General features: G+C 58.1%; 22 protein-coding genes, 1 tRNA gene and 1 pseudogene. 11 read left to right on the top strand and 13 right to left on the bottom strand.

The window, feature by feature from the left end; translation table 11 throughout:
- Positions 1-51 precede the first annotated feature (51 nt).
- Positions 52-1,380: a D-arabinono-1,4-lactone oxidase gene (locus AC07N4_RS01075; protein WP_493065191.1), complete on the bottom strand. Its 1,329-nt coding sequence runs from the start codon at positions 1,378-1,380 to the stop codon at positions 52-54.
- Between the two features lie 76 nt (positions 1,381-1,456).
- Positions 1,457-1,810, bottom strand: coding sequence for a c-type cytochrome (locus tag AC07N4_RS01070; RefSeq protein WP_493064730.1), 354 nt, complete (start codon positions 1,808-1,810; stop codon positions 1,457-1,459).
- A 267-nt stretch (positions 1,811-2,077) separates the two neighbouring features.
- On the opposite strand from AC07N4_RS01070, the gene AC07N4_RS01065 reads away from it, so the two are divergent.
- Together AC07N4_RS01065 and AC07N4_RS01060 are read left to right on the top strand one after the other, a co-directional pair.
- Positions 2,078-3,703, top strand: coding sequence for an NADP-dependent glyceraldehyde-3-phosphate dehydrogenase (locus AC07N4_RS01065; protein ID WP_493064729.1), 1,626 nt, complete (start codon positions 2,078-2,080; stop codon positions 3,701-3,703).
- A gap of 46 nt (positions 3,704-3,749) precedes the next feature.
- A complete protein-coding gene (locus AC07N4_RS01060; protein WP_173861393.1) occupies positions 3,750-4,790 on the top strand; it encodes an FUSC family protein in 1,041 nt (346 codons plus the stop codon).
- Positions 4,791-4,792: 2 nt separating this feature from the next.
- Here AC07N4_RS01060 and AC07N4_RS01055 read toward each other — a convergent pair whose 3' ends face one another.
- Complete coding sequence (locus tag AC07N4_RS01055; RefSeq protein WP_493064728.1) at positions 4,793-5,686, bottom strand: DMT family transporter; 894 nt, start codon at positions 5,684-5,686, stop codon at positions 4,793-4,795.
- Between the two features lie 139 nt (positions 5,687-5,825).
- Here AC07N4_RS01055 and AC07N4_RS01050 point away from each other — a divergent pair, with 139 nt between their 5' ends.
- Both AC07N4_RS01050 and AC07N4_RS01045 read left to right on the top strand, forming a co-directional pair.
- The gene (locus tag AC07N4_RS01050; RefSeq protein ID WP_007955121.1) at positions 5,826-6,263 is read left to right on the top strand and encodes an Lrp/AsnC family transcriptional regulator; all 438 of its coding nucleotides are present in this window, start codon (positions 5,826-5,828) and stop codon (positions 6,261-6,263) included.
- 40 nt (positions 6,264-6,303) lie between these two features.
- A complete protein-coding gene (locus AC07N4_RS01045; RefSeq protein ID WP_102622308.1) occupies positions 6,304-6,630 on the top strand; it encodes a YceK/YidQ family lipoprotein in 327 nt (108 codons plus the stop codon).
- 79 nt (positions 6,631-6,709) lie between these two features.
- On the opposite strand, the gene AC07N4_RS01040 is transcribed toward AC07N4_RS01045, so the two are convergent.
- A complete protein-coding gene (locus AC07N4_RS01040) occupies positions 6,710-7,381 on the bottom strand; it encodes a Bax inhibitor-1/YccA family protein (protein ID WP_003224442.1) in 672 nt (223 codons plus the stop codon).
- A gap of 122 nt (positions 7,382-7,503) precedes the next feature.
- Between AC07N4_RS01040 and AC07N4_RS01035 the strand changes: the two genes are divergently transcribed.
- Positions 7,504-7,591, top strand: a tRNA-Ser gene (locus tag AC07N4_RS01035).
- A 776-nt stretch (positions 7,592-8,367) separates the two neighbouring features.
- Positions 8,368-8,679, top strand: a complete 312-nt coding sequence (locus AC07N4_RS01030; protein ID WP_493064727.1) for a hypothetical protein — start codon at positions 8,368-8,370, stop codon at positions 8,677-8,679.
- Positions 8,680-9,544: 865 nt separating this feature from the next.
- Here the strand turns inward: AC07N4_RS01030 and AC07N4_RS01025 are convergent.
- A complete protein-coding gene (locus AC07N4_RS01025; RefSeq protein ID WP_493064726.1) occupies positions 9,545-9,973 on the bottom strand; it encodes a hypothetical protein in 429 nt (142 codons plus the stop codon).
- Positions 9,974-10,312: 339 nt separating this feature from the next.
- On the opposite strand from AC07N4_RS01025, the gene AC07N4_RS01020 reads away from it, so the two are divergent.
- A complete protein-coding gene (locus tag AC07N4_RS01020; protein WP_493064725.1) occupies positions 10,313-10,573 on the top strand; it encodes a hypothetical protein in 261 nt (86 codons plus the stop codon).
- 180 nt (positions 10,574-10,753) lie between these two features.
- Here the strand turns inward: AC07N4_RS01020 and AC07N4_RS01015 are convergent, their stop codons facing one another.
- Entirely contained in the window at positions 10,754-10,990 is a 237-nt protein-coding gene (locus AC07N4_RS01015; protein WP_493064724.1) for a hypothetical protein, read from the bottom strand.
- Positions 10,991-11,214: 224 nt separating this feature from the next.
- Here AC07N4_RS01015 and AC07N4_RS01010 point away from each other — a divergent pair.
- The 3 genes and pseudogenes from AC07N4_RS01010 (at position 11,215) to AC07N4_RS01000 (ending at position 14,462) form a co-directional block, all read left to right on the top strand.
- Positions 11,215-11,677, top strand: a pseudogene (locus AC07N4_RS01010) (hypothetical protein).
- Between the two features lie 111 nt (positions 11,678-11,788).
- On the top strand, positions 11,789-12,334 hold the full coding sequence (gene ybiA / locus AC07N4_RS01005) for a riboflavin biosynthesis intermediates N-glycosidase (RefSeq protein ID WP_102622299.1): 546 nt from the start codon (positions 11,789-11,791) through the stop codon (positions 12,332-12,334).
- 268 nt (positions 12,335-12,602) lie between these two features.
- Entirely contained in the window at positions 12,603-14,462 is a 1,860-nt protein-coding gene (locus AC07N4_RS01000; RefSeq protein WP_493064723.1) for an ABC transporter ATP-binding protein, read from the top strand.
- 99 nt (positions 14,463-14,561) lie between these two features.
- Here the strand turns inward: AC07N4_RS01000 and AC07N4_RS00995 are convergent, their stop codons facing one another.
- From AC07N4_RS00995 to AC07N4_RS00985, 3 genes are all read right to left on the bottom strand, one after another.
- Positions 14,562-15,959, bottom strand: a complete 1,398-nt coding sequence (locus AC07N4_RS00995) for a hypothetical protein (RefSeq protein ID WP_493064722.1) — start codon at positions 15,957-15,959, stop codon at positions 14,562-14,564.
- A 337-nt stretch (positions 15,960-16,296) separates the two neighbouring features.
- Entirely contained in the window at positions 16,297-17,046 is a 750-nt protein-coding gene (locus AC07N4_RS00990) for a class I SAM-dependent methyltransferase (RefSeq protein WP_096821790.1), read from the bottom strand.
- Positions 17,043-18,197 (bottom strand): MBL fold metallo-hydrolase, encoded by a 1,155-nt coding sequence (locus AC07N4_RS00985; RefSeq protein WP_273537182.1) that lies wholly within the window; start codon positions 18,195-18,197, stop codon positions 17,043-17,045. The genes AC07N4_RS00990 and AC07N4_RS00985 overlap by 4 nt, the downstream gene beginning before the upstream one ends.
- Before the next feature lie 292 nt (positions 18,198-18,489).
- Between AC07N4_RS00985 and AC07N4_RS00980 the strand changes: the two genes are divergently transcribed.
- Positions 18,490-19,551, top strand: coding sequence for a YncE family protein (locus tag AC07N4_RS00980; protein WP_493064721.1), 1,062 nt, complete (start codon positions 18,490-18,492; stop codon positions 19,549-19,551).
- Between the two features lie 3 nt (positions 19,552-19,554).
- Here the strand turns inward: AC07N4_RS00980 and AC07N4_RS00975 are convergent, their stop codons facing one another.
- The 4 genes from AC07N4_RS00975 to AC07N4_RS00960 form a co-directional block, all read right to left on the bottom strand.
- Complete coding sequence (locus tag AC07N4_RS00975; RefSeq protein WP_102622294.1) at positions 19,555-22,632, bottom strand: efflux RND transporter permease subunit; 3,078 nt, start codon at positions 22,630-22,632, stop codon at positions 19,555-19,557.
- Positions 22,629-23,795, bottom strand: a complete 1,167-nt coding sequence (locus AC07N4_RS00970) for an efflux RND transporter periplasmic adaptor subunit (RefSeq protein ID WP_493064720.1) — start codon at positions 23,793-23,795, stop codon at positions 22,629-22,631. The genes AC07N4_RS00975 and AC07N4_RS00970 overlap by 4 nt, the downstream gene beginning before the upstream one ends.
- Positions 23,792-25,210: an efflux transporter outer membrane subunit gene (locus AC07N4_RS00965; protein WP_493064719.1), complete on the bottom strand. Its 1,419-nt coding sequence runs from the start codon at positions 25,208-25,210 to the stop codon at positions 23,792-23,794. The genes AC07N4_RS00970 and AC07N4_RS00965 overlap by 4 nt, the downstream gene beginning before the upstream one ends.
- A 105-nt stretch (positions 25,211-25,315) precedes the next feature.
- The gene (locus AC07N4_RS00960; RefSeq protein WP_493064718.1) at positions 25,316-26,005 is read right to left on the bottom strand and encodes a response regulator transcription factor; all 690 of its coding nucleotides are present in this window, start codon (positions 26,003-26,005) and stop codon (positions 25,316-25,318) included.
- Positions 26,006-26,061: the final 56 nt, after the last annotated feature.

The following is a 26,061-nucleotide window of genomic DNA, read 5'->3' as shown; positions in this document are numbered from 1 at the left end:
AGGCACCGACACCCAAGGTGCCAAGCACAAAATTACGTCGATTGACCGCCATCAGCTCACCCCCAGAATCGACGACAGATGCCCGTTGAGAAATTTGCCGCTCGGGTCCAGCGCCTGGCGTACTCGAGTGAATTCCTGCCAGCGCGGATAGAGCGTTTGCAACGTGCGGGCATTGAGTGTGTGCAACTTGCCCCAGTGCGGGCGGCCGTTGTACTTCCAGAAGATCGGCTCGACGGCGGCGAAGAAGTTGTGATGGTCCATCTGGTAATGCTGGTGGACCGAGATCGAACAGCTGTCGCGGCCCTCGAACATGCTCAGCGGAATGTCGTCGGCCTTCACGTAGCGGTACTCGATGGGAAACCAGGTGCGCAGGTCCTTGTCACGGATCAGCTTGAGAATCTCGCGCAGGCATGCCGGGCCCTGCTCGGCGGGCACCGAATATTCCATTTCGTTGAAGCGCACCGTGCGCACGTTGGCGTAGATGTCGAACGAGTCGCCAACCCGGTCATCGAAACTCGCCAGATGCCGCAGGCTGTTGAGTAGCGAGCTGCGCAGGTTCGGGAAGTCGCTGCCGTACTTGTCGATCTTCTCGATCAGCGTCACGAACTCGTTGCCGCCCTCCTCTTCAGGCGGGATCGGTGGCGTGGGCGGGTCGGTGGTTTCGTTGAGGGCGATCGACAAGGCGTAGTCGGAATGAGTGACGACGAGCATTTCCCAGTGCTGGTTTTCGCGGGTGTTCTTGTCGATGTCTTCCAGCAGTTCTTCGGTCTTGGCGATCCACTGGCGTTCGCGCAGGCGATAGGCCGGGCGGTTTTGCAGGCGGATTTTGGTGGCCACGCCCAATGCGCCGAGGGATACCCGGGCGGCATTGAATACTTCGGGATGTCGCTGGCTGTCGCAGTCCATCAATTCGCCGTTGGCGGTCACCAGTTGCATCCCGCAGACATGGGCCGAGTAGGACTGGAAGGTTTTGCCGGTGCCGTGGGTCGAGGTGGAAATGGCCCCGGCGAGGGTCTGGTAGTCGATGTCGGCCATGTTTTGCAGGGCCTGGCCGACGTCCTTGAGCGGCGTGCCCATGCGCGACATCGGTGTGCCGGCGGCGAATTCGGCTTGCAGGGTTTTCGGGTCGTGATCGAGCAGGCCGTTGAAGTAACTCAGCGACAACAACGTGCCGTCGGTGGGCACCAATGCGCTGAAGGAATGCGCCGAGCCGACCGGGCGAATCTTGCCCGGTGCCTGCTGAATCACCGACGTCAGTTCATCCAGATTCTTCGGCGCCACCCGCGCCGCTGGCAGGCAACTCTGCCCGCCCGACCAGTTGCGCCAGGGAATCAGTCGCGGCGCGCGCATCAACTGGCCCAGCGCCGGATTGGAGGCCAGCGCGCTGAACGCGCCGACGATGCTTGCCCGTTGCAACAACTGCCGGCGTGTCAGATCTATCGGCATGCCAGGATCCTTATTGTGGGAGCGGCTGGTCGGCCATGAAGCCGATCAACTGAAGGAATTGTTCTTCCGAGCACTCCACGCACTGGCCCATCGGCGGCATGCCGTTGTAGCCATTGATGGCGTGGTCGAGCAGCGTGTCGGCGCCCTGCTGGATGCGCGGCTCCCAGGCCTTGCGGTCACCGGTCAGCGGCGCGTTGGCGGCAGGATTGGCGTGACAGAGCTGGCAACTGTTGGCGTAGATCTGCGCCAGCGCCGGGTCTTTGGGCATGGCGTTGTTAGTGCTGGCCGGGGGGTTGGGGTCTTCGCCGCAGCCGGCCAGTGCAGTGACCAGCATCAGCAGCAACGTGATTCGGGATGCCCGCATAACGATCCTCGCGTGGGGTGCCACTTATTGTTGTGATCACACCTTAAGGCAGCGACGGCGGCGGGTTGAGGGCATTGCGGGCCAGTGAAGGGGGCAAACGGGGACAGTCGGGATGAGACTCGGGATCGAATAAAAGGTGGGAATCTTGTTGAGCCCTCTGCCCTGCGCCTTTGAGTGACATTCGGGTGACATTTGCGGGTTTAAATTTCAGCGCATTCAGGCGTATAACCTGTACAGACTTTTTCAATTGGCAAGCAGGGTAGCGACATGACCACAGCAAACATCCTTGGCAACTTGTTCCCTTCTGTCAGCGACATCGCGGAAAAATACCGCCTCGACGGTCAGGTCGAGCAACGCGAATACCTGGTCGATGGCCAGTTGCGCCGCTGGGACGGCCCGCTCGCTACCGTGCGCAGCCCGGTCTATCTCAAGGGTGAGAACGGCGACGAACAAGTGATCCTCGGCAGCACGCCGCTGCTGGACGCCGAGACCGCCCTCACCGCCCTCGACGCCGCCGTGCGCGCCTACGACCGGGGCCAGGGCCTGTGGCCGACCATGCGCGTGGCCGAACGCATCCAGCACGTCGAAGCCTTCCTTGGGCGCATGCGCCAACAGCGCGACGCCGTGGTGAAACTGCTGATGTGGGAAATCGGCAAGAACCTCAAGGACTCGGAAAAAGAGTTCGACCGCACCTGCGACTACATCGTCGACACCATCAATGCGCTGAAAGAACTCGACCGCCGCTCCAGCCGTTTCGAGCTGGAACAGGACACCCTCGGCCAGATCCGCCGCGTACCGCTCGGTGTGGCGCTGTGCATGGGCCCTTACAACTATCCGCTGAACGAGACGTTCACCACGCTGATTCCGGCGCTGATCATGGGCAACACCGTGGTGTTCAAACCGGCCAAGCTCGGCGTGCTGCTGATCCGTCCATTGCTCGAAGCTTTCCGCGACAGCTTCCCGACCGGTGTCATCAACGTCATCTACGGCAGCGGCCGCGAGACCGTCAGTGCGCTGATGGCCAGCGGCAAGATCGACATCTTCGCCTTCATCGGCACCAACAAGGCCGCCAGCGACCTGAAGAAACTGCACCCGAAACCGCACCGTTTGCGCGCCGCGTTGGGGCTGGATGCGAAGAACCCCGGCATCGTCCTGCCCGAGGTCGATCTGGATAACGCGGTGAGCGAAGCAGTTACCGGTTCGCTGTCGTTCAACGGCCAGCGTTGCACCGCGCTGAAGATCCTGTTTGTGCATGAAGACGTGGTTGAAAGCTTCATCGAGAAATTCAACGCCAAACTGGCCAGCCTCAAACCGGGCATGCCGTGGGACAGCGGGGTTTCGCTGACGCCGCTGCCGGAGTCGGGCAAGGTCGACTACCTGCACGGTCTGGTGGCCGATGCGCAGAGCAAAGGCGCCCAAGTGGTCAACCCGAATGGCGGCGAGTCGCGAGAGTCGTTCTTCTATCCAGCAGTGCTGTACCCGGTGACGCCACAGATGCGCGTGTATCAGGAAGAACAGTTCGGCCCGGTGGTGCCAATCGTGCCGTACCGTCACCTCGATACCGTGATCGATTACGTACTGGAATCGGACTTCGGCCAGCAACTGAGCATCTTCGGCACCAACCCGGTGGCCGTCGGCCGATTGGTGGACACCTTCGCCAACCAGGTCGGGCGTATCAACCTGAATGCCCAGTGCCAGCGCGGCCCGGACACCTACCCGTTCAACGGGCGCAAGAACTCCGCTGAAGGCACGCTGTCGGTACACGATGCGCTGCGGGTGTTTTCGATCCGTACGCTGGTGGCGACCAAGTTCCAGGAACCCAACAAGGATCTGATCAGCGAAATCATTCGCGGACGGGATTCAAACTTCATCGCGACCGATTACATCTTTTAAGGAGGAATCAGCGCTGAGCACTTTCAGCCCCCACCGCTGGCCGCCGCTGTTGCGGCGGATACTGCGGCCGCTGCTGGACCCGTACCGTCGCTACCGACACGCGCGGTTGATTCATGCGGTGCGGGTGGCGCTGGGGTTGCTGGCGACGATTCTGTTGACCACCGGCATCAACCTGCCCCACGGCGAGTGGGCGTCGGTGACCATGCTGGTGGTCATCGGTGGTTTGCAGCACCACGGCAACATCGGCAAGAAAGCCGCCGAACGCGCCACCGGCACCTTGATCGGTGCCGGCGTCGGCCTGTTATTGGTGGCACAACAGGCGTGGCTGGGAATGCCGTGGCTGACCTATTTTGCAATGGCGGTGGTGTGCGGATTCTTCTCGTATCACGCCATCGGCAAGGGCGGCTACACCGCCCTGCTTTCGGCCATCACCGTTTTCATTGTCGCCGGGCATGGCGACAACCCGATCACCGACGGGCTGTGGCGCGGGGTCGATATCCTGATCGGTATCGCCCTGGCCCTGGCTTTTTCCTTCGCGTTGCCGCTGTACGCGGTGTATTCGTGGCGCTACAACCTGGCCGACGCATTGCGCGATTGCGCCACGGTGTACGGGCGGATCATCAGTGGTGAACCGGTTTCGGCCGATGAACACTTGAAACTGATGGGCCGGCTGAACACGGTGATGGTGCAACTGCGCTCACTGATGCCGTCGGTGTCCAAGGAAGTGAAGGTATCGATGACCGAACTGGATGCGATCCAGCGCAACCTGCGCATGTGCATCAGCACCCTGGAAATCCTCGGCAATACTCGGCCGGACACCAACGATCCTGAAGCGATGGCGCATCTGCAATCGGCATTGAAGGCCGAGCACCGGCAGATTCGCGTGCAACTGATCGGCATGGCCCGGGCCCTGAAAACCGGTGCAACCCAGCGTCTCGGGCGCCCGGTGGAATTACCGGACGCCAGCCTCGACGCCCCGGTCTACAACCCGTTGGACGGTTACCGTCTATTGACCCGGCAACTGGCGTCCAACATCGGCGAAATGCGCCAGCGCCTGGCGAAAACCGCGCCGCGCTGGAACATCTGAGGTTACTGCGCCGCCAACCGTCGCGACTTGAAACCCCAGCCCTGTTGCATCCCGGCGGCAGCCAGCAGGATGGCCGCCACGCCTACCCATTGCAGGGTTTGCAGTTGATGGCCGAAGGCAAACCAGTCAACAAAAATCGCCGCAATCGGATAGATGAACGACAGTGCGCCAGTCAGTGCGGTCGGCAGTTTCTGGATCGCGCCGTAGAGCAGCACATACATCAGGCCCGTGTGAACGATGCCCAGCGTGACCAGACTCGCCCAGGCACTGGGCGCTTGCGGCAGCGCGCTGAAGTGAGCAAACGGTGCGAGCATCAACACCCCGGTGCAGACCTGGATCAGCGCGATCAAGTGTGGCGGCGTGCCGGTCAGGCGCTTGATGATCAACGCGGCGATGGCATACAACAATGCCGCGCCAAGGGCCAGGGCGATCCCCATCAGGTAGTCATTGCCGCCCTCGCCTTGCTCGCCGTGGGCACTGACAATCGCCAACATGCCGAGGAAGGAAATTCCCAGCCAGAACAGCTTTTGCAGGGTGATCTTCTCGCCAAGAAACAGCGCCGCCAAACCCACCAACATGAACGGCTGTACGTTGTACACCGCCGTGCCGATGGCAATCGACGCCCGGGAATAGGAGGCGAACAGCAACACCCAGTTGCCGACGATCGCCATGCCGCTGAGCACCGCCAGCAGGAAGGTGGGGCGCGTCAGAATCCCCGGACGCAAGAAACCGAACGCCGCGCAGATCAGCAGCAAGGTACCGGCGCCGAACACGCAGCGCCAGAACACCACGTCCAGAACCGGTTGGCCTGACACCAGCACGAACCAGCCGATCGTCCCGGATATCAGCATGGCAGCGGTCATTTCAAATGAGCCGCGACGGATTGTTTTGTCCATCATCAATCTCCTTAATGTGTGGCAAAAGTATGCCAAGCGAGACCGGGGCTTCTCCAGCGCAAAAAGCAGGCTAAACTCGATTTCTGCCTTTTTTATCAAGGGTGGTTTGCGTCATTCGCCTAATGCGGGAGATTTTTGTATGACCGACGATATCGACCAGATCCTGATCGGGGCCTTGATGGAAGACTCCCGGCGTTCGCTCAAGGCGCTGGCGCAAATCAGCGGATTGTCTTCACCGAGCGTGGCCGAACGCTTGCGGCGCCTTGAAGAGCGCGGCGTACTCAAGGGCTACACCGTGGAGATCGATCCTAAGTGCTTCGGCTACCAGTTGCAGGCCATTGTCCGGGTGCGGCCGTTGCCGGGGCAGTTGCAGGAAGTGGAACGGCAAATTATGTCGATTCCCGAGTTCACCGAGTGCGACAAGGTGACCGGCGAAGATTGCTTCATTGCCCGCCTGCATGTGCGCTCGATGGAGCAACTGGATACCTTGCTTGATCGACTCAATACGCTGGCCGAAACCAACACCGCGATCGTCAAGAAGACCCCGGTCAAACGACGATTGCCGCCGATGGCGTGAGAAGCGTAGATTGGCGTTTTTCCGGCGAAGGATTCGCGGCATGAAAATTCAGGCGGTGATACTGGCGGCATTGATGCTGGCTGGTTGCGGGACCATACAGACCGTGGTACTCAGCGATAAGGCAAACGTGGATCAGTTGAAGGCAAATAGAACCTACTGCGGCGCCGTACCGCGCATCTACAGCGGCGTGACGTACGATTTCTGCATGCTGCACGCCGAAAAACCGGATGACGTCGATGCGTTCAACTACAAGAACCCGTCCCTCGGGCTGGTGGTCGACGGAGCCGTTTCCGGGGTGCTGGATACATTTCTGCTGCCCTACACGATTTACAAGCAACACGCCGACGGCAGCATAGAGATCAACTGATCGCTGCGCCCTGCCCGCTTTTTCGCAGACAACAAAAAACCCGCTTTCGCGGGTTTTTTGTTAACGCCGATTAAACCAATCAGTCGTCGCGGCTCATGATGCCGAAGATCTGCAACAGGCTGATGAACAGGTTGTAGATCGATACATACAGGCTGATGGTCGCCATGATGTAGTTGCGTTCGCCGCCGTGGATGATGGCGCTGGTCTGGAACAGGATGCAGACCGACGAGAACAGCACAAAACCTGCGCTGATCGCCAGTTGCAGGCCGCTGATCTGGAAGAACATGCCCGCCAGAGTGGCACCCAGCAACACGAAGAAACCGGCGGTGATGAAGCCACCGAGGAAGCTCATGTCCTTGCGGGTGATCAGCACGTAGGCCGACAGACCACCGAACACCAGTGCAGTCATCGCGAACGCCGAGCTGACCACTTCAGCGCCGCCCTGCATGCCCAGGTAACGGTTGAGGATCGGGCCGAGCAGGAAACCCATGAAACCGGTCAGGGCAAACGCGGACACCAGGCCCCAGGCCGAATCACGGAGTTTGTTGGTGAGGAAAAACAGCCCGTAGAAGCCGATCAGCACCACGAAAATGTTCGGGTAGCCAACACGCATCTGCTGAGCTACGAAAGCCATCACGCCGCTGAATGCAAGAGTCAGCGCCAGTAGGCCATAAGTGTTGCGCAGGACGCGGCTAACCTCTAGCTGCTCAGCCTGCACGCTGTTGTGAACTGCGTAATCCTGTTCGCGCATGGCGACACTCCTGTTGGTTTGAAACGTTCAGTCGCAAAGATCATAACAGACGCTCTGTAACAAGCCATGCACAGAGTTTGACAGTGTGTTTCATTCAGGTATTATGGCGCCCGCAACGCAACGGAGGTGTGGCCGAGTGGTTTAAGGCAACGGTCTTGAAAACCGTCGACTGTAACAGGTCCATGAGTTCGAATCCCATCGCCTCCGCCATATTTGATACGACAAAGCCCTGATTATTCAGGGCTTTGTCGTTTCTGGAACCCGCGTTTTTTGGTCCTCCCTTTCTGGATCGTTTCCGCATCTTTTCGGTCATTTCCGCAACCCTATCCTTCTAACACCACTGGATTGGCGCTAGTCAAATCACACCAAGCAGAACTTGTTGCTGCGTTGAATGCGGTCAGTAGGCAGCTTTCGGCCAGAAGCAGGCTCCCCCCCCCAGTTGATCAAGCCTTGTCGTCTAGCTCTGGCTCATCATCTCCCGTCGCATTCCCAGCTAATCTTTCCTCTCCGCCAGGAGGATTTGCCATGCTTCAAGCTCCACTCCTTGCCCTGCTCTATAGGCTCAACCGGGACACCATGGCGGTAGCCAGAGTCGTCGAGGAGTGAGTCGGCCATCTGGACGAACTTAAGCTATGCTTACATGGTGCCTCAATTGAATCGTTAGGTAGAAAAATCACAAACGCTCTGGGGAGGTTAAAATGATTGAAGATGTGTCCACCGAAGCGGTCCAATCGGTGCTAGACGCCCTCACAAGCCCCGACTTCAAGTGGCGCACGGTGGAGGGGGTCGCTCATGAAACGGGACTGACACAAGAGATCGTTCATCAAGCAATATCTGAAGCGTCAGACAAAATTGTTCGCTCATCAGTTCCTTCCTCTGATGGGCGCGAGCTATATGCGACGCGAGAGCACTTCCGAGAGTTCGCATCACTCTCAGAGAAGCTGCTAGGGGCCATCAAGAATCGCGTAATCTGAAGGATCTATACCATGAGCGAGATATTTACTTCACCAGTGATCCTCGCGGCAATTGGCGGTCTCGTCGTCAACCTTCTGAGTTTGATCGAACTACAGCACATTCCTAAAGAACAGCGCCCTGATTTCAAGGACCCACTTTATTGGCTCCCCTTTCTTGCTTGGCCATTATTAGGCGGCTTGGTCGGATTCCTTTATAATGATACGAACTTTCCCCTAGGCAAGTTCGTATCTTTTCATTTAGGTCTCTCTTCGCCGTTGATATTGAAAGTTGCAGCTAGCACGATTCCGAGTCCGTCACCTCCGAACCTCCCGCCGGGTGCCTAAATCGTTTAGGAACTTAATGTTTTCATCAAGCAGGCACCAAAAGCTGCGCTGCTCCTCATAGTCAAGTTTAAGTGCAAAGAATCACTCCGAGCCCGCGTCGAAACGATGACCACCAACAACAAGCTCTTCAAACAGCTCTGGCCGAGCGGTCTCGTCCTACTGTCCTCCAGATGATTCTCAGATTTGTTTTGCATAGCCTGAAAGTCCGCTTCGGGTCGGAAGGCAACGGTCTGGCCCAGACCGTCGCAGTGGAAGATCAGACTTCTGTCTGCTCTGCCATTTCTAGAGCATCGTCTAACTCTATGCCAATAAAGGGGACTGATTTATTTTTTATCAATAAAGGGGACTGATTTATTTTTCTCTGCCTGAAGTAAACCAGGCGTAGCCAGGCCCCATCCGAGCTTTTCCCGCCTTTACAAATTCCAGAAATGAAAAGCCCAGCGCAAGGCCAGGCTCATGCAGCGGCAGCAGTACTACTTTCGATAGAAGCGCCGAAAAACAGTTTTTCCGTCATACAGTCGCTTGCAAATTTTTCGAGATGCAAGCGCGCACAACAGGAAAATGGCTCCAAAGATCACCCAGAGTACTGCGGAGTTAGTCGTGATGAAGGTATGGACCACCTTGGCTCCCCACCATCCCGCAACAACACAAAGTATCAGGAAAAAAACTGCGACGCCTCGAGGCGTACCATAGCGGACTTCGGCTTGACAACCTCGGCAGACCAGAGCCCCCCATGGTACTTCGTTCATGCAATGGGGGCAGGTAACAGTGTGATTGTTTGTCACGAATTCATTCCTTTGATTGGTACCAAAAACGCTACTGCCTTAGAAACGCTTTCGCGTCAGAAGCTCAGCGATCCAGACGGTCAATCTTCCAGCTTTGGCCAGTTGAATTTGTAGTTGAGAGGGGGGAGCTCAAAATGCTCTGCCAAGTAGAGTGCAAGCATTTCTCCTTCCTTAGCGTGGGCGGTCGCCTTGTCAGCTGTCGGGTACCAACTTACCCACAATGAATCCAGTGGAAACACCTTTTCGAACGACGCGTAATTAAATCGCCAGCCTGCCATGTGGCCGGCGGCGCCTGGGTTCTTAGCGCACCGCACGAATGCAGCCAGTCGGCGCCGAAGATTGTCGGATTCGCCGATAGTCAAAATACCCTGTTCATCCGAACCGACTGCACGCTGAATCTCCCTGTCTGCGCAGATGATATACGCGCCCGGTACCGCCGGAGCACCTCCAAAGTGCTCCGTCAACTTGAGCCATTCAGGCTCCCATCCTTGCCAATTTTTGACCCTCACCGCTTGCCTCCTACAAATGAAGGCACAACGATATCACGACCTGTACGAATCCTTATGACGGTTGGCTGCCGGACTCGCAATGGTCAGGGCGGTGAATGCACGAATAAAGGGGGACTGATTTATTTTGTGGTTTCTGCAATGAAGCCGGTACGCCTCCATTGTCATGCGACCGAATCTCCTACCATGCGAAAATCAAGAAACTGGCTAAACTCCCCTACGCATCATCATTTCCGGCTGGAGACTTTAGCTAAGGGGTATATCGTTATTGTAGTAACGATATTCATCGGACAGTAGCTGATAACCATGCCGGTCAACTCTCTGTCTAAAAAGGATATGGATATGGGTATCACTGTTACGAATAAATCGCTTAACAAAATCGAAGTTTCAATCAACAAATGGGGCGACGAAGGGAAGACAAATTTCTTTTCGATAGAAAACGGAAAAACCGAAAGCTGGGATAGATCTGACGAACGTGGCTTTGTACTATCCTTGAAGAGAAATGGAGCTCAGAACCCCTATTATGTGCAGGCTACCAGCCAAATTGAGGTTGATCACAGCGCAGTGAAAGATCACGGGCAAGAGATTCGCCCAATCTCATAAGTTGGCAATAGCAGCCAAGGTACCGCCAGGCACCTTGGCTGAACTGGAACAGTGTAGACACACCATTTCACCGAAATATCTCTTGCACGCAACTCTGGCATGCTTGCAACCCAATCAGCCCATCAGTCCCCGATCGCCTTCATGCTGGGTGAAAACCTCAGCGATTCTCTGATTTCAACGTCACTCGGCAGGAATGCTCGTGAGCTCTTTGAGTGGGCGGACTGTCCTCTCTTGCAAGGTACCTCCGTCGGTGAGCTTGGGTTCGTCTTTGATATTTGCGTAACAGGTTTTCAGCAAACGGTTACGTCTGTAGTCATCAGGTAGCGCCACCATATGCCCAAACTTACAGTTTGCTTCATTGACGACATGGATCGGATCCTCCGCCCAAAAAGAAAGAAGTGTCATCAACAGAAACATCAATTGCAGTCCTTGGCGATTCAGTGGGCCGGCGTTTTATCAGGCCGACGCCGCACCATCAACCCCCTTTCGACACAACCCGAATACTCCCCCTTCGCGCCCAAAGGCAACCCGCGAAGCGTAGGGCGACCTGATTTGCACAACAAGCCTTATGTACCCCGACAATACGCCGATACGGTACAGCAGCACGGAAGCACTACTGACTCCAAAAAGGACCCTGAACAATGCTGGAACACATCTGGCGCAGCATCCACTCCCCGGACTACTTTCCCAGCGTACTGGAGTGGATGATCCATATCCTCCTCAACCCGTTCATGGTGATGATGTGCCTTATGGTCGGAGCGCTGGCCGGTAAAATGGTGGAGAGCCGGCCCCTACGGCAGTCTCACTTGTTATGTGGTGTTCCTGAGCCGGTCGTCATTCTATCTGTGGGGCAGCATATTCCCCGAAACCGGCCTGCCTGCGTTGTTCATTGATGGCGCACTGTTGGCCCTTCTCGGCTTTTACTTGAACGGTGTGCTCAGATCCCGCTCAGAAGCAAAACCCGAAGGCCATCGGTTGCGCTGGCTTTATAAAGGCCTGAAGGGCGTCATGCTGACAGTCATGGTGACGTTCTGGGGACTCGTCGTACTGATTGTCGTGACCTTAACAATCTCGGTCGCTACCCAACCGTCATTGGTGCACTGACCCGTTTCAGAAACGACCAATCAGGGGCACGCAAACCCTCTAAACGAGATTTGCTCTGTTACGTCGTGATAAAACTGTCGCCTCAAAGACCAATTGCCAAGGAAGCATTCATTGCAAGACTCCAAGTATCTGGAAGACCTCCGCTCCCGCTTCAACTCAGGAGAGGCGCTTGAATTTACGTTTTTCTGGGGACACCAGCGAAGCAAGAGCGGCGTTACAGCGTCATGCTTCAGCCAGTGGTTCGAGGCTGAATTCGTTGTCGACGGGCAACGCTACGCGACTGCCGAGCATTTCATGATGGCCGAGAAGGCCGCCTTGTTCGGCGATCAGGAAGTTCGAGCTCAAGTGCTCCTGGCGCCTACCCCCAATGCAGCGAAAGCGCTTGGCCGCAACGTGCGTGGATTCAACGAACAGGATTGGCTGCAACACCGATATGCAATTGTCGTCCGGGCCAACCAGGCCAAGTTCTCTCAGAACCCGGAGTTGAATGCATTCCTCAAGGACACCGGTTCGCGCATCATCGTTGAGGCAAGCCCGGTTGATAGCATCTGGGGCATCGGGCTCGCCCAGGACCACGAAAACGCGAGGAACCCCAACCTGTGGCAAGGCCTGAATCTGCTGGGGTTCGCGCTGATGCAGGTCCGCGACGGAAGCTGATTCGTCCACTATCACACTCTAGCGATCCAGTCGCGGTGGTGAACACCGCGACCGATCTAGCGAACAGTCATCATGCGACTTGCGCGACCGCCCTCTCATGCTCGCTTTCGTGGACGTAAATCCATGAGTCGTTTCCAGTAGTCGGCCCGTTCCATGATCTGGCCATCCGTGAGCACCACACGAAAATCGTCCGCTGGCTGTCCTCCTGTCCGGGGCCAATGACGAAGATGGCATACTCCCCCTGAACCTGATCATTTCGGAGACCCCTATGCTTCGCGTGTTTGAACGCAGGCTCGACCCCTTCCCCCCCGACGAGGCGCCGCCACCGCCGGTTGGCCTGATGCGATTTCTGTGGGCCTGCACCCGCGGTGCCCGTGGTTATGTCCTTGCCCTTGCGTTGTTGAGCGCCAGTGTGTCGATCTACGAAGCCTGGTTGTTTTCCTTTCTCGGGCAAGTGGTGGACCTGCTCTCGACCTGGCAGGCCGGTGGTGAAGTGAGCGGGCAAGAAAGCCGAGTGCTGTGGGGGATCGCAATCGTGTTGCTCACCAGCATCGGCCTGGTGGCGTTGCGCACGATGGTGCAGCACCAGATTCTGGCGATCAATCTGCCGCTGCGGCTGCGCTGGGACTTCCATCGCCTGATGTTGCGGCAAAGCCTTTCGTTCTTTTCCGATGAGTTCTCCGGCCGGGTCACGACCAAGGTGATGCAGACCGCGCTGGCAGTGCGCGAGGTGCTGTTCACCCTCATCGAAATCGCGCCCGGCATTGGCGTTTACTTTATTGCGATCATCGCGCTGGCCGGTGGCTTTGCCCTGAAACTCATGCTGCCCTTTCTTGCCTGGGTCGCGTTGTTCGGGTTGGCGATGCTGTACTTCGTGCCGCGCTTGGGGCAAGTCGGGCAGGAACAGGCCCATGCACGCTCCTCGATGACGGGGCGTATTTCCGACGCATACACCAATATCACCACCGTCAAACTGTTCTCGCACTCCAACCGTGAAGCGCATTTCGCACGCGCGGCCATGGAGGATTTCAAGCAGACCGGTTTTCGCCAGATGCGCCTGGTCAGCCAGTTCGAGATCGTCAATCAGGCGCTGGTGGTCGGATTGATCCTTGGCGCAGGCGGCTATGCCCTCTGGCTCTGGCATCAGGGCCAGGTCGGTGCGGGTGCTGTGGCGGCGATCACCGCCATGGCGCTGCGGATCAATGGCATGTCGCACTGGATCATGTGGCAAATGACGTCGCTGTTCGAAAACATCGGCACCGTGCAGGACGGCATGGCCACCCTGACCCGTGGCCCGAAAGTGCAGGATGCGCCGGACGCCGGCCTGCTGATGCCTTCGGGCGGCGCCGTGACCTTTGACAACGTGCACTTCAACTACAGTGGCGAGCGTCAGGTGCTCGACGGATTGAGTCTGAAGATTCGCGCGGGCGAAAAAATCGGTCTGGTGGGCCGCTCCGGTGCCGGTAAATCCACGCTGATCAATCTGCTGTTGCGGTTCTATGACGTCGACAGCGGTGAGATTCGCATCGACGGGCAGAACATCGCTCAGGTAACGCAAGACAGCTTGCGCAGTGCAATCGGCATGGTGACGCAAGATACGTCCCTGCTGCATCGCTCGATTCGCGACAACATCGCCTATGGCCGCCCGGATGCTACCGATGCGCAAGTGCGCGGCGCCGCGATCAATGCCCAGGCCGACGGTTTCATCAGCCAACTGAGTGATCGCCAAGGCCACTCGGGCTATGACACGCTGGTGGGCGAGCGCGGCATCAAGCTATCGGGCGGCCAGCGCCAACGTATCGCCATCGCCCGGGTGATGCTCAAGAACGCTCCGATCCTGCTGCTCGACGAGGCCACCAGTGCTCTGGATTCCGAAGTCGAAGTCGCCATCCAGGAAAGCCTCGATGAAATGATGACGGGCAAGACCGTCATCGCCATCGCCCATCGGTTGTCGACGATTGCGGCCATGGACCGTCTGATTGTCATGGATGAGGGCCGCATCATCGAACAAGGCACCCACACCGAACTGCTGGAAAGAAACGGCACCTACGCGCGACTCTGGCAGCACCAGAGCGGTGGTTTTCTGGGTGAGGATCAAAGGCTGGATGAGGCGATGGACCGGGCGTGAAAATAGGGACAGATTTATTTTTTCGTCCCCACCAAATCGACAAAGCCCTGATTATTCAGGGCTTTGTCGTTTCCGGACTTCCTGGATATTACAACCCGGTCAACGCCCCGGGCACTTCGAGACTTCGCCATTGGCAGCGCCGCAACGGATGAGATCCCTGACGTCCGGGTTTTTAAAGTAGTCAACGTGCGCGTTCAGGGGGCTCTCCATGATCAGGAGCTTGGGTGCATTCTGCACAAATACGTCCGTCACATCGATCCGTGGCCGCCCTCCCGGTGCAGCCTCAGCGTTGGCGTACCAACTCGGGATATGCCAGGTGAGCAGGTCATTTGTGTCATTGAAAGAGACTATCTGAAGGCCGTCGGTTTGTTTTCCGGTCTTCGTTTCTACGGTTGATTTTAAATCTGCGAGTTCCGAAAGAACATTTCCGTACACAACCGGTCCTGCGTTTTCTTGCGACTGAAACGAGAGAGCATCAAAGTCACTTACAGGAAATAACTGCCAAAAAAAAGGATGTGCGACGCTATCACTGGAGCGGGCTAGAGGCGGAACTTTGGCCAAACCCAGCAACGAAAGCTGATTCGCCATCATGTAGAAGGCAGGCGTATTCGCGATCATGTTTTCGATGAATCCCTGTGCACTGCTGCGTTCGCTGTAGGGAAAAGGGTTGGTCTTGCTGTCTTTTGTCTGGTCCAGAAGCTGGAGGAACATATCGTAAGTCATGCGACTGCCCAGACTGTGGGTCACGAATAAATTCTTGTGCGGTGTTTTTTCACTTTCCTGCGCAGAGGGCCATACACATTTTTTATCCTTGTCCGTAGGCGTGATGGCATGGCAAATCCCCTCTGCAAGCCCTCGCACCATGGTCTGCCCATAGGTTCCGGTATAGAGAATGGCATCGGACAAGTTCCGGTCAAAAACCTGCTCCTTGATTGTTTTGTCGAGCAAAAGCCTTGGTGGCGCCTGTACCGTTGGAGGAATTTTCGGGTCGGGGAACTCAATGCATGGCTCGCGTTTTTTACTTTCGAAAACAGACGGCGAGTCATATCCAAGCTGATTGCTTTTCAGCCATCGGGTCAGGGCTGACCAGGTAATTTCAATCGCCTCTACGCTCACTGCGCGGTCCCTGTCAGGCAAAGTCAGAGAGTAATTTCTTTTGCGGACGTTCACCTCTGAGTACGGGTCTTTTTCTCCCCCCATAAAGACGTTCACATTGATGGATTCATCAGATTCGATTCCGCCGGGTACGGGTTTCAACCCCATCGCAGCAGCGTTTTTTTCATTCAACCAGCCGTCAGGACCCAGGGCGTAACCCGGACAGTGATCTCCTACACCATGAACAAAAAACAGCCTCACAGGGGTGTTGTCAGGGAGCAGTTTCTGTAGCGGTTTTATAGTGCCTGGAGAGTTATCGCTGGCATTGTAGATAAGCGGGGTGGACGAACAAGCGGTCAAACTCAAAACGATAGTTGCGCAGAGCGCGCGAGGGATGTTCATTTTCAGACTCCTTGCCTATGGATGTAGCTATCCAGTCATGGGCATTGAAGTCATGCAGATTTGAAGCTGGCGGAGCGCACACAGATGCCCATGTTGAGGTTAGGTGTAAAAACCATGGCTGCAACCTGCGCAAACTCGCACAAGCGTCTTGATGAGTCCGCGTGGTGATGGGTAACCCTTGCCTCAACGACCGGTTGACCGGCCTTTGAGGCAAGGAAGATACGCTGAATGACTCAGGCGCTGTTGGCCGCTACAACTGAGCGGCTGACCGGCGCACGTTGATCCCGGATTCCCGAAAGAAAAATCCACGACCACTCAGACAGCGCATCACTGCAAATCACAAGCGGAAGTACGATACGTAAGGCAGGAACGGCGAGCGCTTAACCTGAATGGTGTTCATATCAAACACTTCAAGCAGCGCTTGTGTTTCGCCTGGGAAGTGAGGGCAGTTCAGCTCGTCAAAAACCAGAATCGAACCTTTTGACAGTCGTGGCTTGATCGCTTCCAGTACATCCTTCGTCGGCTTATAAACGTCCATATCGAAAATGGCCATCGAGATGAGCGAGTGAGGATTGTCTTCAAGCCATTGTTTCGAAGTCTCTGAGGCATCACCCTTGATCAGGGTGAACTTCTTCAGGTGATTATTGGGGCTCAGCGACTCTTGAGCCTGGAGCAGCCGCTCCAGCAAATTCTCATAACCATCGTCTACATGAAAGTCGCCCGCTTTGACTTGCGCGCCATCTTTCTCGTCAACTTCGGCAAAACCGCTGAAGGTGTCGAAGCCAAAGATATGCCGCGAGTAATTGTAGGGTTCCTTGATAGCCCGAAGATTCAGCAATGTTGCCAGACTGCTGCCGTAATGAACGCCGAACTCGCAGATCGATCCCGCAACAGGGAGCATCTCGTCGTACAGGAGGTTAAGGTTCAGGATTCGCGCCAGCGAAGGTCGTGACAGCGTAGCAACCGAAGGCCAGTTCCAGTATTCCCCTGCGATTGTATGAATCTCGCCATGAATATCCCGCAGTTCCTTGTAGGCATCCGCCTGGCTGGGAGGGGTAAAAAACAGCTGACCGTCTTGAGTTTTCATTTACTTTCCATCAAAAAGTTAAGACCGTTCGAAATGAGTTTGCTTTGAATCAGGTACGCCAGTTTGGAAACCTTGGCGTGGATACTGGATATGTTTTGATCCGGCCTGTGCACGAGCCCCATGCCTCCGATGATAATCGCCTCCAGCGTCAACTCGGCGTTCAATATCCGAGACCAGACATGCCGCGAAGCCTCGTAGCCGACGGTACCGCTCTCATATTCATCCGACGCGGTGAGCAATCTGACGGGAACAGGACCGCCCACGGCCTTGTTCAGAAAACGCTCGAGCTGCCCAAGCAGCAAATCAAAGAGTTCTTCACCTGGGGAGTCATGGAGCTGGCTCGTTTTTATGTCGATTCCGGACACACACTGGGTAAACGGCCCTGGATTCCGGCGCAGAAAGTCTTGCGCAAGATCATAGAGCGACCCGCGATCCCAAGAGGCCGGGTATTGGTACAGCGATTGATTCGCGTAATAGAAGCCCTTGTCGAGCCCCAGGTGTTTGAGGTTCGCCGTGGTGGCGGCCTGATAAGACTTGAATCGGGATTCAATCATCTCGTCCGCACTTTGCTTGTCAAAGGACGGGTAGTTGACAGGGAAACTGTCAGCGATACCGAACTGGATAAAAAAGTAACGGCTTTCAACCGGGACAGCACTCAAGCATTCATTGAGCGCATCGGTAAGCGCAAACGGATATTCGTGCCAGTTATCATTGGCATGAATAACCGCATCGGTTTCAGACACCACAGTCACAATCGAATCATATTCCGTGAAATCCGGATTGATGAAGCATCTCAACTCCACCCCATCGACGTAATGTGCCTCTTCTGTCAGTTCAACCGGATAGCGACCGGTGAGGCGCTCAATCCGCTTGGAGAGTCCATTCGTCTTGAATTTCGGAACAAAGAACGTGGCATCCGCCAAATGCTGCTGAATGAAAAATTCATCCAGATGATCATCATGACCATGCGAGATAATGACATTAAGTTTATCGGCCGGAAGAGAAAGCAACTTCTCAATCATTGCTGTTCTGGGTGACGGGTTTTGAATCCAGCCGCCAAACGCAGGAGAAACATACCAGGGATCAGTAAGAAAATAACTGCCCTTCTCTTCCAGAAGCAATGAGGCGTGATTGACGAACTCTATATCCAACTGCCTAACCCTTCATATATTAATTAATCAAATTGTGAGTTAAGCAAAAGAACAACAACCTCAAAAAATAACCCGTTGCCAGTTTACTGACAGACCACCACTAAACGCAGCCGCTACACCACTTTGTATACATATTCAATGACCTGCTCAAAAAAATAACACACCCGGGCTCAGTACGAAAAGTAGCGGCGCGGTCGTCGCAGCGCGCAGATCAGCAAGGTACTCTGGGCCTGTATCGGCCGCCAAACGCGATTCCACACCTGTCCATCCAACAAAAATACTGAGGTCTTTGATGTTGTTTTCAAAAACGTGGCTCGCACTTGCAGGCCTGGCGCTTGGCCTGATCGGCCCCCATGCTCAAGCGAAAGAGCCGCTGCTATACACCCTCAGCGCCTCAAAGGTATTGCCAGGCGACGGTCACAGTTGGGGCTTCGCGGCACTGGAACCCAAGGGGCCGCACCTGTTCGTGTCCCGCCGGGAAAACGGACTGTCGGTGTTCGACGTCGAACAGCAACGGTTGGTGAAGACCCTCGACAACTCCGCCGGCGCTAACGCCGTCACCTTCGTGCCAGAGCGCAATCGGGCGTATGTCGCCAACATGGACGGGACGTTGGGGATCGTGGCGCTGGATCGCCTGCAAGTCCTGCAACGGCTGAAGCTCGATTCCGGCAACCTCAACAATCTGCTTTACGACGCCAGCCGTGACCGGTTGATCGTCACCAGTGGCCGGCGCGGTGATCATTCGACGCTGTACCTGATCGACCCGAAAACCGATCGCCTGACGGACGCGGTGGACGTGCCGGCGCAGAAGCTCGACGGCCCGGTGATCCTTAAAAACGGCACCTTCATTGTCCCCATGCGCGATGAAGACAAGGTCGCCGTACTGTCAGGGGCGAAGCTCGAAGATCGGCAGTTCTGGACATTCAAAGGCTGCAGCAAGCCCAGCGCTCTGGCCGCGGACGAACCGCATCAACGCCTGTTCGTGGCGTGCCGAGGCGGCGATCCCGTTCTGGTGATCGCAGACCTGACCACGGGCAAGGCCTTGAACACCCTGCCGATCGGCCGCGCCGTGAACGCACTGGCTTACGATCCCGTGAAAGACCAATTGCTGGTGCCCAGCGGCACCGACGCCAGTCTTGCGATCGTTCAGCGCGACAACCAGGGCCAATACCAACTGCGCGGTACAGTCGGGACGCGGCCGTGGGCCCACAACATGGTGCTGGACACCAAACGCAGTCAGGCCTACCTGTTCACCGCCGACTTCACCCAGCCGGCACCGAGCCGGGAACAGCCCAAGCCCGACCCGGTGTTTCACCCCGGCACCTTCACGGTACTGACCTTCAAGTCGCAGTAAGCGTCAGGATGCCTCGATGATCCCGGCGGCCTGTGTCTTGTGCCGCCGACGTTCGAACCACAGGTAGACCACCGGCGTGGTGTAGAGCGTCAGGATCTGCGAAACCGCCAGACCACCGACAATCGCGATACCCAGCGGCTGACGCAACTCTGAGCCAGCGCCATGCCCGAACGCCAGCGGCACGGCCCCGAGCAACGCGGCCAGCGAGGTCATCAGGATCGGCCGCAAACGCAACAGGCATCCTTCCCTCACGGCTTCCCGAGGCGACAGCCCTCGCTGCTGCGCCTGCAAGGTGAAGTCGACGATCATGATCGCGTTCTTCTTGACGATGCCGATCAGCAGAATGATCCCGATCATCCCCAGCACCGACAGATCCTGCCCACAGAGCATCAAGGCCAGCAGCGCGCCAAAACCGGCGGACGGCAGAGTCGAGATGATCGTCAGCGGGTGGATCGCGTTTTCATACAACACCCCGAGCACGATGTAGACCGTCAGGATCGCCGCCAGAATCAGCCACGGCTGCGACTTCAGCGAATCCTGAAACGCCTGGGCGGTGCCCTGGAAACTGCCCACCACCGTGTCGGGCATCGCGACCGCCAGCGATGCCTGATTGATCGCGCTGACCGCTTCGCTCAAGGCGTGCCCCGGCGCGAGGTCGAAGGACAGGGTAATGGCCGGGAACACGCCCTGATGGTTGATGATGATCGGCACCTGTTCGGTCTTGATACTGGCCAGCAGGTTCAGCGGCACCAAGGCCCCGGAGCTGGCGCGAACGAACAGATGCTCAAGGGTGGCAGTGGACGTCTGCCAACTCGGGTCGAGTTCGAGAATCACATGGTTCTGATCCAGTTGAGTGAACATCGTCGCAATCTGCCGCTGACCGAACGCGTCGTACAGCACGTCATCAATCGCTTGAACCGTCACGCCCAGGCGCGCAGCGGTCGGACGGTCGATCACCAGCGTCGACTGGGCGATCGCCTGTTGCTGGTCAGAGGTGACGTGTTGCAGTTGCGGCAAGGTCTTCAGTTTGGCCAGCAGCACCCCGCTCCAGTGATCCAGCTCGACGCTGTCCGGGTCCTGCAGGGTGTACTGATACTGGGTCTTGCTGGCCCGGCCGCCGATCTGGATGTCCTGGTTGGCCTGCATGAACACCTTGACCCCGGACAACCCGTCGAGCGCCGGTTGCAGGCGCCGGATGACCTCGGCCGCGCTCGCCGTGCGCTCACTGAACGGTTTGAGGTTGATCATCACCTTGCCCTGGCTGACGGTCGGGTTCGGGCCGATCCAGAAATACACCCGCGCCACTGCCGGGTCCTGGCCGATGATCTCGGCCGCCCGGTTGACCTGCGCACGCATGGCGATCGGCGAAATATCCGCCGCCGCTTCCGCGACACCCTGAATCAGACCGTTGTCCTGCTGCGGGAAGAACCCTTTGGGAATGCCGACATACAGCACCGCCGTGGCCGCCAGCGTAGCGATGGCCACCGCCATGGTCAGGCGTTGATGATCCAGTACCCAGTCCAGACTGCGTCGATAACCGTTGTGCAATCGGTCGAACACGCGCTCGCAGGCCTGGGCAAAGCGCCCCTCCTCCTGATCGGCATGGGGTTTGAGCAGCCATGCGCACAGCATCGGCGTGATGGTCAGGGAGACGATGCCGGACATGATGATCGCGACACTGACCGTCACCGCGAACTCACGCATCAAGCGCCCGACGATGCCGGACATCAACAGAATCGGCAGGAACACCGCGATCAGCGACACCGTCATCGAAACGATGGTGAAACCCACTTCGCGCAAGCCATCGACCGCCGATTGCAGGCGCGACTTGCCCATTTCCAGGTGCCGGACGATGTTTTCCATCACCACAATGGCGTCGTCCACCACGAACCCGACGGCAATCGCCAGGCCCATGATCGACAGGTTGTCGAGGCTGTAACCGAGCAAATACATGACGCCGAACGTGGCCACCAGCGACAGCGGAATGGTCAGGCTGGGAATCAGCGTGGCGGTGGCCTTGCGCAGGAACACGAAGATCACCACGACCACCAGCGCAATCGACAGCAGCAAGGTGAACTGCATGTCATTGACCGACGCTTCGATGGTCTGGGTACGGTCGCCCACCACTTGCACCTGCACGTCGCGAGGCAATGAAGCGGTCAGCTCAGGCAACTTGGCCTTGATTGTGGCGATGGTCGACAGCAGGTTGAAACCCGGCTGCTTGTGAATGTCGACGATGACCGTGGGCTCGCCACCCAGCTGCGCGGCTTGCTGGGTGTCCTCGGCCCCGGCGATCACCCGGCCAAGGTCGCCCAGTTTGATCGGCATGCCGTTCTTGTAAGCGACGACCTGATCGCGATAGTGCTGCGGATCGAGCAACTGGTCGGTCGCGCCAAGGGTGATCGAACGACTCTGGCCATCGAGCGTGCCCTTGGGCTGATCCAGGGTGCTGACGCCAATCACGCTGCGCACATCTTCGAGGGTCAGACCCCGTGCGGCCAGTGCGTCAGGGTCGATCTGCACGCGAACCGCCGGTTTCTGCTCGCCATGGAAATCCACCAGGCCGACGCCGGGCATTTGCGACAGGCGCTGGGCAATGTAGTTGTCGGCGTAGCGATCCAGCTCCGGCAGCGTGCGGGTCGGCGACGTCACCGCCAGCGACAGCACGGTGCCTTCGGCCGGGTTGACCTTGTTGAAGGTCGGCGCGCTGGACATGGTCTTGGGCAGGTTCGGGGTGGCGGTGTTGATCGCCGTTTGTACGTCCTGCGCAGCGCCATCGATGTCCCGCGACAGATCGAATTGCAGAACGACCTGAGTCTTGCCGGCCGCACTCGACGAGGTCATCGAAGTGACTTGCGGCACGGCAGCGAAGGCTCGTTCCAGTGGGGTTGCCACCGACGACGCCATGGTTTCGGCGCTGGCCCCCGAGAGTTTCGCGGTGACCTGAATGGTCGGGAAATCCACCGTCGGCAGCGGCGCCACCGGCAGCTGGAAGTAAGCGAAAGCCCCCAGCAGCATGACGCCCAGCGCCAGCAGGCTCAGCCCCACACGCCGTTGAATCAGTCCGGCCAGCGCATTCATTGGGCAGCCTCCGCCAGATCGGCGGTGGTGTCAGTCTTGACCGGCACAACCTTCAGCCCCGGTGCGACCCGGGACTGGCCCTGCACCACAACGGTTTCGCCCGCATTCAGGCCTTGGCGAATCCACTGTTTGCCGTCCACCACATTGGCGGCGTCCACCAGACGCGGCTGCACCCGCTGCTCGGCATCGACCACGTAGACGAAATTGCCCTGACGCCCCAATTGCACCGCATCGGCCGGGACAACGGCCACATCGCGGTGGGTCTGCACCAGCAACCGCGCACTGACCAATTCACCCGGCCAGAGTTTGGCGTCAGCGTTGTCGAACTGCGCCTTGAGCTGGATCTGACCGCTGGCCGCCGTCACCTGGCTGTCGATGAAGCTCAGATGCCCATGGGCGATTTCCTGTTGGCCATCCCGGGTCATGGCGACTACTTGCAGGGCGCCTTTGGCGTTCTCATCGAGGATTTCCGCCAATTCGTCCTGGGACACGGCGAACGCGACGGAGATCGGGTTCATCTGGGTGATCGTCACCAGCCCCGTCGCCTCGGCACCGTGGGCAATCGCGCCGACATCCAGCAGTCGCTGGCCGGTGCGGCCGGTCAGCGGTGCCTTGACCTGAGTGAATTCCAGTTGCAGCCGCGCCGCATCCAGCGCCGCCTGATCGGCCTGCACGGTCGCCTGTTGAGCGGCCAGTTGTGCCCGGTAAGTGTCGACGTCCTGAGTCGGGCCAGCCTTGGCAGCGGCCAGTTTGCTCGCGCGGTCGAGATTGACTCTGAGGTTCGCCAGTTGCGCCTGATCCTTCGCCAGCAATGCCTGAGCCTGAGCGACCTGGGCTTGATAGACCCGCGGATCGATCACCGCCAACAGGCTGCCGGCGGTAACGGTCTGCCCTTCGTTGAACAGCACTTTCTGTAACTCGCCGTCCACCCTCACCCGCACATTGACGCTGTTGAGCGCCTGCACGTTGCCGATGGCACTGATCCACACCGGCAGATCCTGACGGCTGACCTGCGTCATCTGCACCGGGATCGCTCCGCTGTCAGTCTTTACCGGTGCGGCCTGAGCCTGTTTGATCCATTGAAAACCGCCGACGGCCACCGCCAGCGAAAGTGCCGCGACGCCCAGGAAAACGACGCGACGACGTGGGTGCAGGACAGTCATGGGTGAGTCACCTGAGCAAAAGAATTGAGAGCGAGGGCGTCAGCGGAAAAGTCGCCGCCCAGAGCGCGGAACAGACCGACAGCCGCTTGCAGGTGTTGCAGGCGCACCTGCAACAGCGTGTCTTCGGCCTGGTATTGCGTGCGCTCGACGATCAGTAGCGTCTGGAAGTCCGTGGAGCCGAGGCGATAGCGAACCTGCGCCAGGCGCGCCGCTTCCCGTGCCGAATCCACCGCCGAGGCGTTCAACGCGTAGCTCTTGTCGAGTTCACGGGCGGCGCTGATCTGGGTTTCGACGTCTTGCAGGGCCTCGACGATCGACTCGCGGTAACTGGCGGTCAGTTCCTGTACGTGGGCCTGATCGAAATGCAGTTGGCCCTTGAGTTGACCGCCGGCGAAAACCGGTTGGCCGAGGGTGCCGATGACACTCCAGATCTGCCCGCCGGCAAGGGTGTCGATGCCACCCAGCAGATCCAGCGACAGATTGGGCAGGAACGCGGCGCGGGCGACACCAACGTCGAAGTTGGCGGATTTCAGCCGCGCTTCGGCGGCCTGAATGTCTGGCCGCTGGCGCAGCAGGCCGATGGGCAGGCCGGTCGCCGGTTGCGGCACTTGCAAGGCACCGAGGCCGTCGCCCTGCAAATGGAACCCTTGCGGTGGCGCCCCCACCAGCACCGCCAGTTGATACAGCGCCTGATCCCGTTGCTGACGCAAGGGCGGCATCGCTGCTTCGAACGTCTGCATGGCGTTGCGCTGCTGGGCGACTTCAAGGTTGGAAACCGCGCCCTGACTGGCCTGGATCTCCACCAGATCGAGCACCTGCCGGGCATCGTCGGCGATCGACTGGGCCAGACGCAGGCGCTCTTCCAGCGACAGCACCTGAAAGTAGCTGTCAGCGATGCTCGCGCTCAGACTCATGCGCAGGGTCTGGGCATCGAACGCCGTCGCGTTGGCCAGCGCCTCGGCCGAATCGGCGGCGGCGCGCTGCTTGCCCCAGAAATCCACTTCATACGTGGCTTCGGCAAATACACTGCGTTTTTGCGTGGTGCCGTAATTGTTCTGGCGCTGATAGTTGCCGCCCAGGTTCAACGCAGGATATTGCCCGGCGCCGGTGACCTGCGCAGACGCCCGCGCCTCGTCGATACGGCTGATCGCTGCTTTGAGGGTGAAGTTGGAGGCCAGCCCGCGATCGATCAACTGATCCAGCTCGGCGCTGTGAAACTCGCGCCACCATTGCCCACCCGCCGCCGATTGACCGCCAGAAGCCTCGTTCCACTGCTGGGCCAAGGGCAGTTCGGGTTGCCGATATTCAGGCACCATCGAACAGCCGCCGAGCGTCAATACGCCCAGCAGGATCAGCGTCGCTGATGATTGAAATGCAACGCGCCGTCTGCGCGCTTTGGTCTTTGAAACCAACATGAGCAAGCTGTCTCCCCCGCTTGAGCCTTTGTGGAGCGATCCACGAATGCGGCGAAGATAGCGAGGGGTGCCTGCCAGAGCGTTCCCCGGCAGATAAACTTTTGTTTAGCCTTGCTCGGGCGTCGTCTGGAAGCTGTAGCCGGCACCGGGCACCGTCTTGATCAGCGAATACTCGAAACCGTCATCGAGTTTGCGCCGCAAGCGGTGGATGTGTTTGTCGATGACGTTGTTGTTCGGGTCGAATTCGTAATCCCAGGCGCTGTCGAGCAACATGTCGCGGGTCACGATCTGGCCGCTGTGGCGCATGAGTTTTTCCAGCAACAGGGCTTCGCGATGCTGCAACGCGATGACCTTGCCCCGCCGCACCGCGGTACGCGTGGCGCAGTCCAGTTGCAATTCACCCACGACCAATTGCCGCGCCGGCCCTGCGGCTTGATCGCGCCCGCGCAACAAGGCTTCGAGCCGTGCCAACACTTCGGCGAACGCATAAGGTTTGGCCAGGTAATCATCACAACCAGCCTGCAAGCCTTCGACTTTCTGCTCGGTCGATGCCTGGGCACTGAGCATCAGGATCGGCACCCGCACCTGCCGGGCACGCAAGGCCTTGATCAGGCCGATGCCGTCGAGGCCGGGCAAGCGCCGGTCGACGACCAGCACGTCGTAAATGCCTTCCAGCGCCATGTCCAGACCGCTGTTGCCATCGCTGGCGACATCGACCACATGCCCGCTTTCGCTCAAGCCGCGCAGCAGGTAAGCGGCGGTCTGGGCGTCATCTTCAACCACGAGAATGCGCAAGGCACCTACTCCATCAAGCCAACCTGAACTTTTATTTATCCAGCGGGAACGTGGCG

Source organism: Pseudomonas sp. GW821-FHT09E04, assembly GCF_059416185.1.
This window is presented reverse-complemented; position numbering and strand designations above follow the sequence as displayed.

What these genes read in the sequence shown, in the direction of transcription:
- AC07N4_RS00995 (WP_493064722.1), bottom strand. Translation starts at nt 15,959, where the DNA reads ATGAACATCCCTCGCGCGCTCTGCGCAACTATCGTTTTGAGTTTGACC.
- AC07N4_RS00975 (WP_102622294.1), bottom strand. Translation starts at nt 22,632, where the DNA reads ATGAATGCGCTGGCCGGACTGATTCAACGGCGTGTGGGGCTGAGCCTG.
- AC07N4_RS01070 (WP_493064730.1), bottom strand. Translation starts at nt 1,810, where the DNA reads ATGCGGGCATCCCGAATCACGTTGCTGCTGATGCTGGTCACTGCACTG.
- AC07N4_RS01045 (WP_102622308.1), top strand. Translation starts at nt 6,304, where the DNA reads ATGAAAATTCAGGCGGTGATACTGGCGGCATTGATGCTGGCTGGTTGC.
- AC07N4_RS01000 (WP_493064723.1), top strand. Translation starts at nt 12,603, where the DNA reads ATGCTTCGCGTGTTTGAACGCAGGCTCGACCCCTTCCCCCCCGACGAG.
- AC07N4_RS00980 (WP_493064721.1), top strand. Translation starts at nt 18,490, where the DNA reads ATGTTGTTTTCAAAAACGTGGCTCGCACTTGCAGGCCTGGCGCTTGGC.
- AC07N4_RS01040 (WP_003224442.1), bottom strand. Translation starts at nt 7,381, where the DNA reads ATGCGCGAACAGGATTACGCAGTTCACAACAGCGTGCAGGCTGAGCAG.
- AC07N4_RS01055 (WP_493064728.1), bottom strand. Translation starts at nt 5,686, where the DNA reads ATGGACAAAACAATCCGTCGCGGCTCATTTGAAATGACCGCTGCCATG.
- AC07N4_RS01015 (WP_493064724.1), bottom strand. Translation starts at nt 10,990, where the DNA reads ATGTTTCTGTTGATGACACTTCTTTCTTTTTGGGCGGAGGATCCGATC.
- AC07N4_RS00990 (WP_096821790.1), bottom strand. Translation starts at nt 17,046, where the DNA reads ATGAAAACTCAAGACGGTCAGCTGTTTTTTACCCCTCCCAGCCAGGCG.
- AC07N4_RS00965 (WP_493064719.1), bottom strand. Translation starts at nt 25,210, where the DNA reads ATGTTGGTTTCAAAGACCAAAGCGCGCAGACGGCGCGTTGCATTTCAA.
- AC07N4_RS01050 (WP_007955121.1), top strand. Translation starts at nt 5,826, where the DNA reads ATGACCGACGATATCGACCAGATCCTGATCGGGGCCTTGATGGAAGAC.
- AC07N4_RS00970 (WP_493064720.1), bottom strand. Translation starts at nt 23,795, where the DNA reads ATGACTGTCCTGCACCCACGTCGTCGCGTCGTTTTCCTGGGCGTCGCG.
- AC07N4_RS01020 (WP_493064725.1), top strand. Translation starts at nt 10,313, where the DNA reads ATGGGTATCACTGTTACGAATAAATCGCTTAACAAAATCGAAGTTTCA.
- AC07N4_RS01030 (WP_493064727.1), top strand. Translation starts at nt 8,368, where the DNA reads ATGAGCGAGATATTTACTTCACCAGTGATCCTCGCGGCAATTGGCGGT.
- AC07N4_RS01065 (WP_493064729.1), top strand. Translation starts at nt 2,078, where the DNA reads ATGACCACAGCAAACATCCTTGGCAACTTGTTCCCTTCTGTCAGCGAC.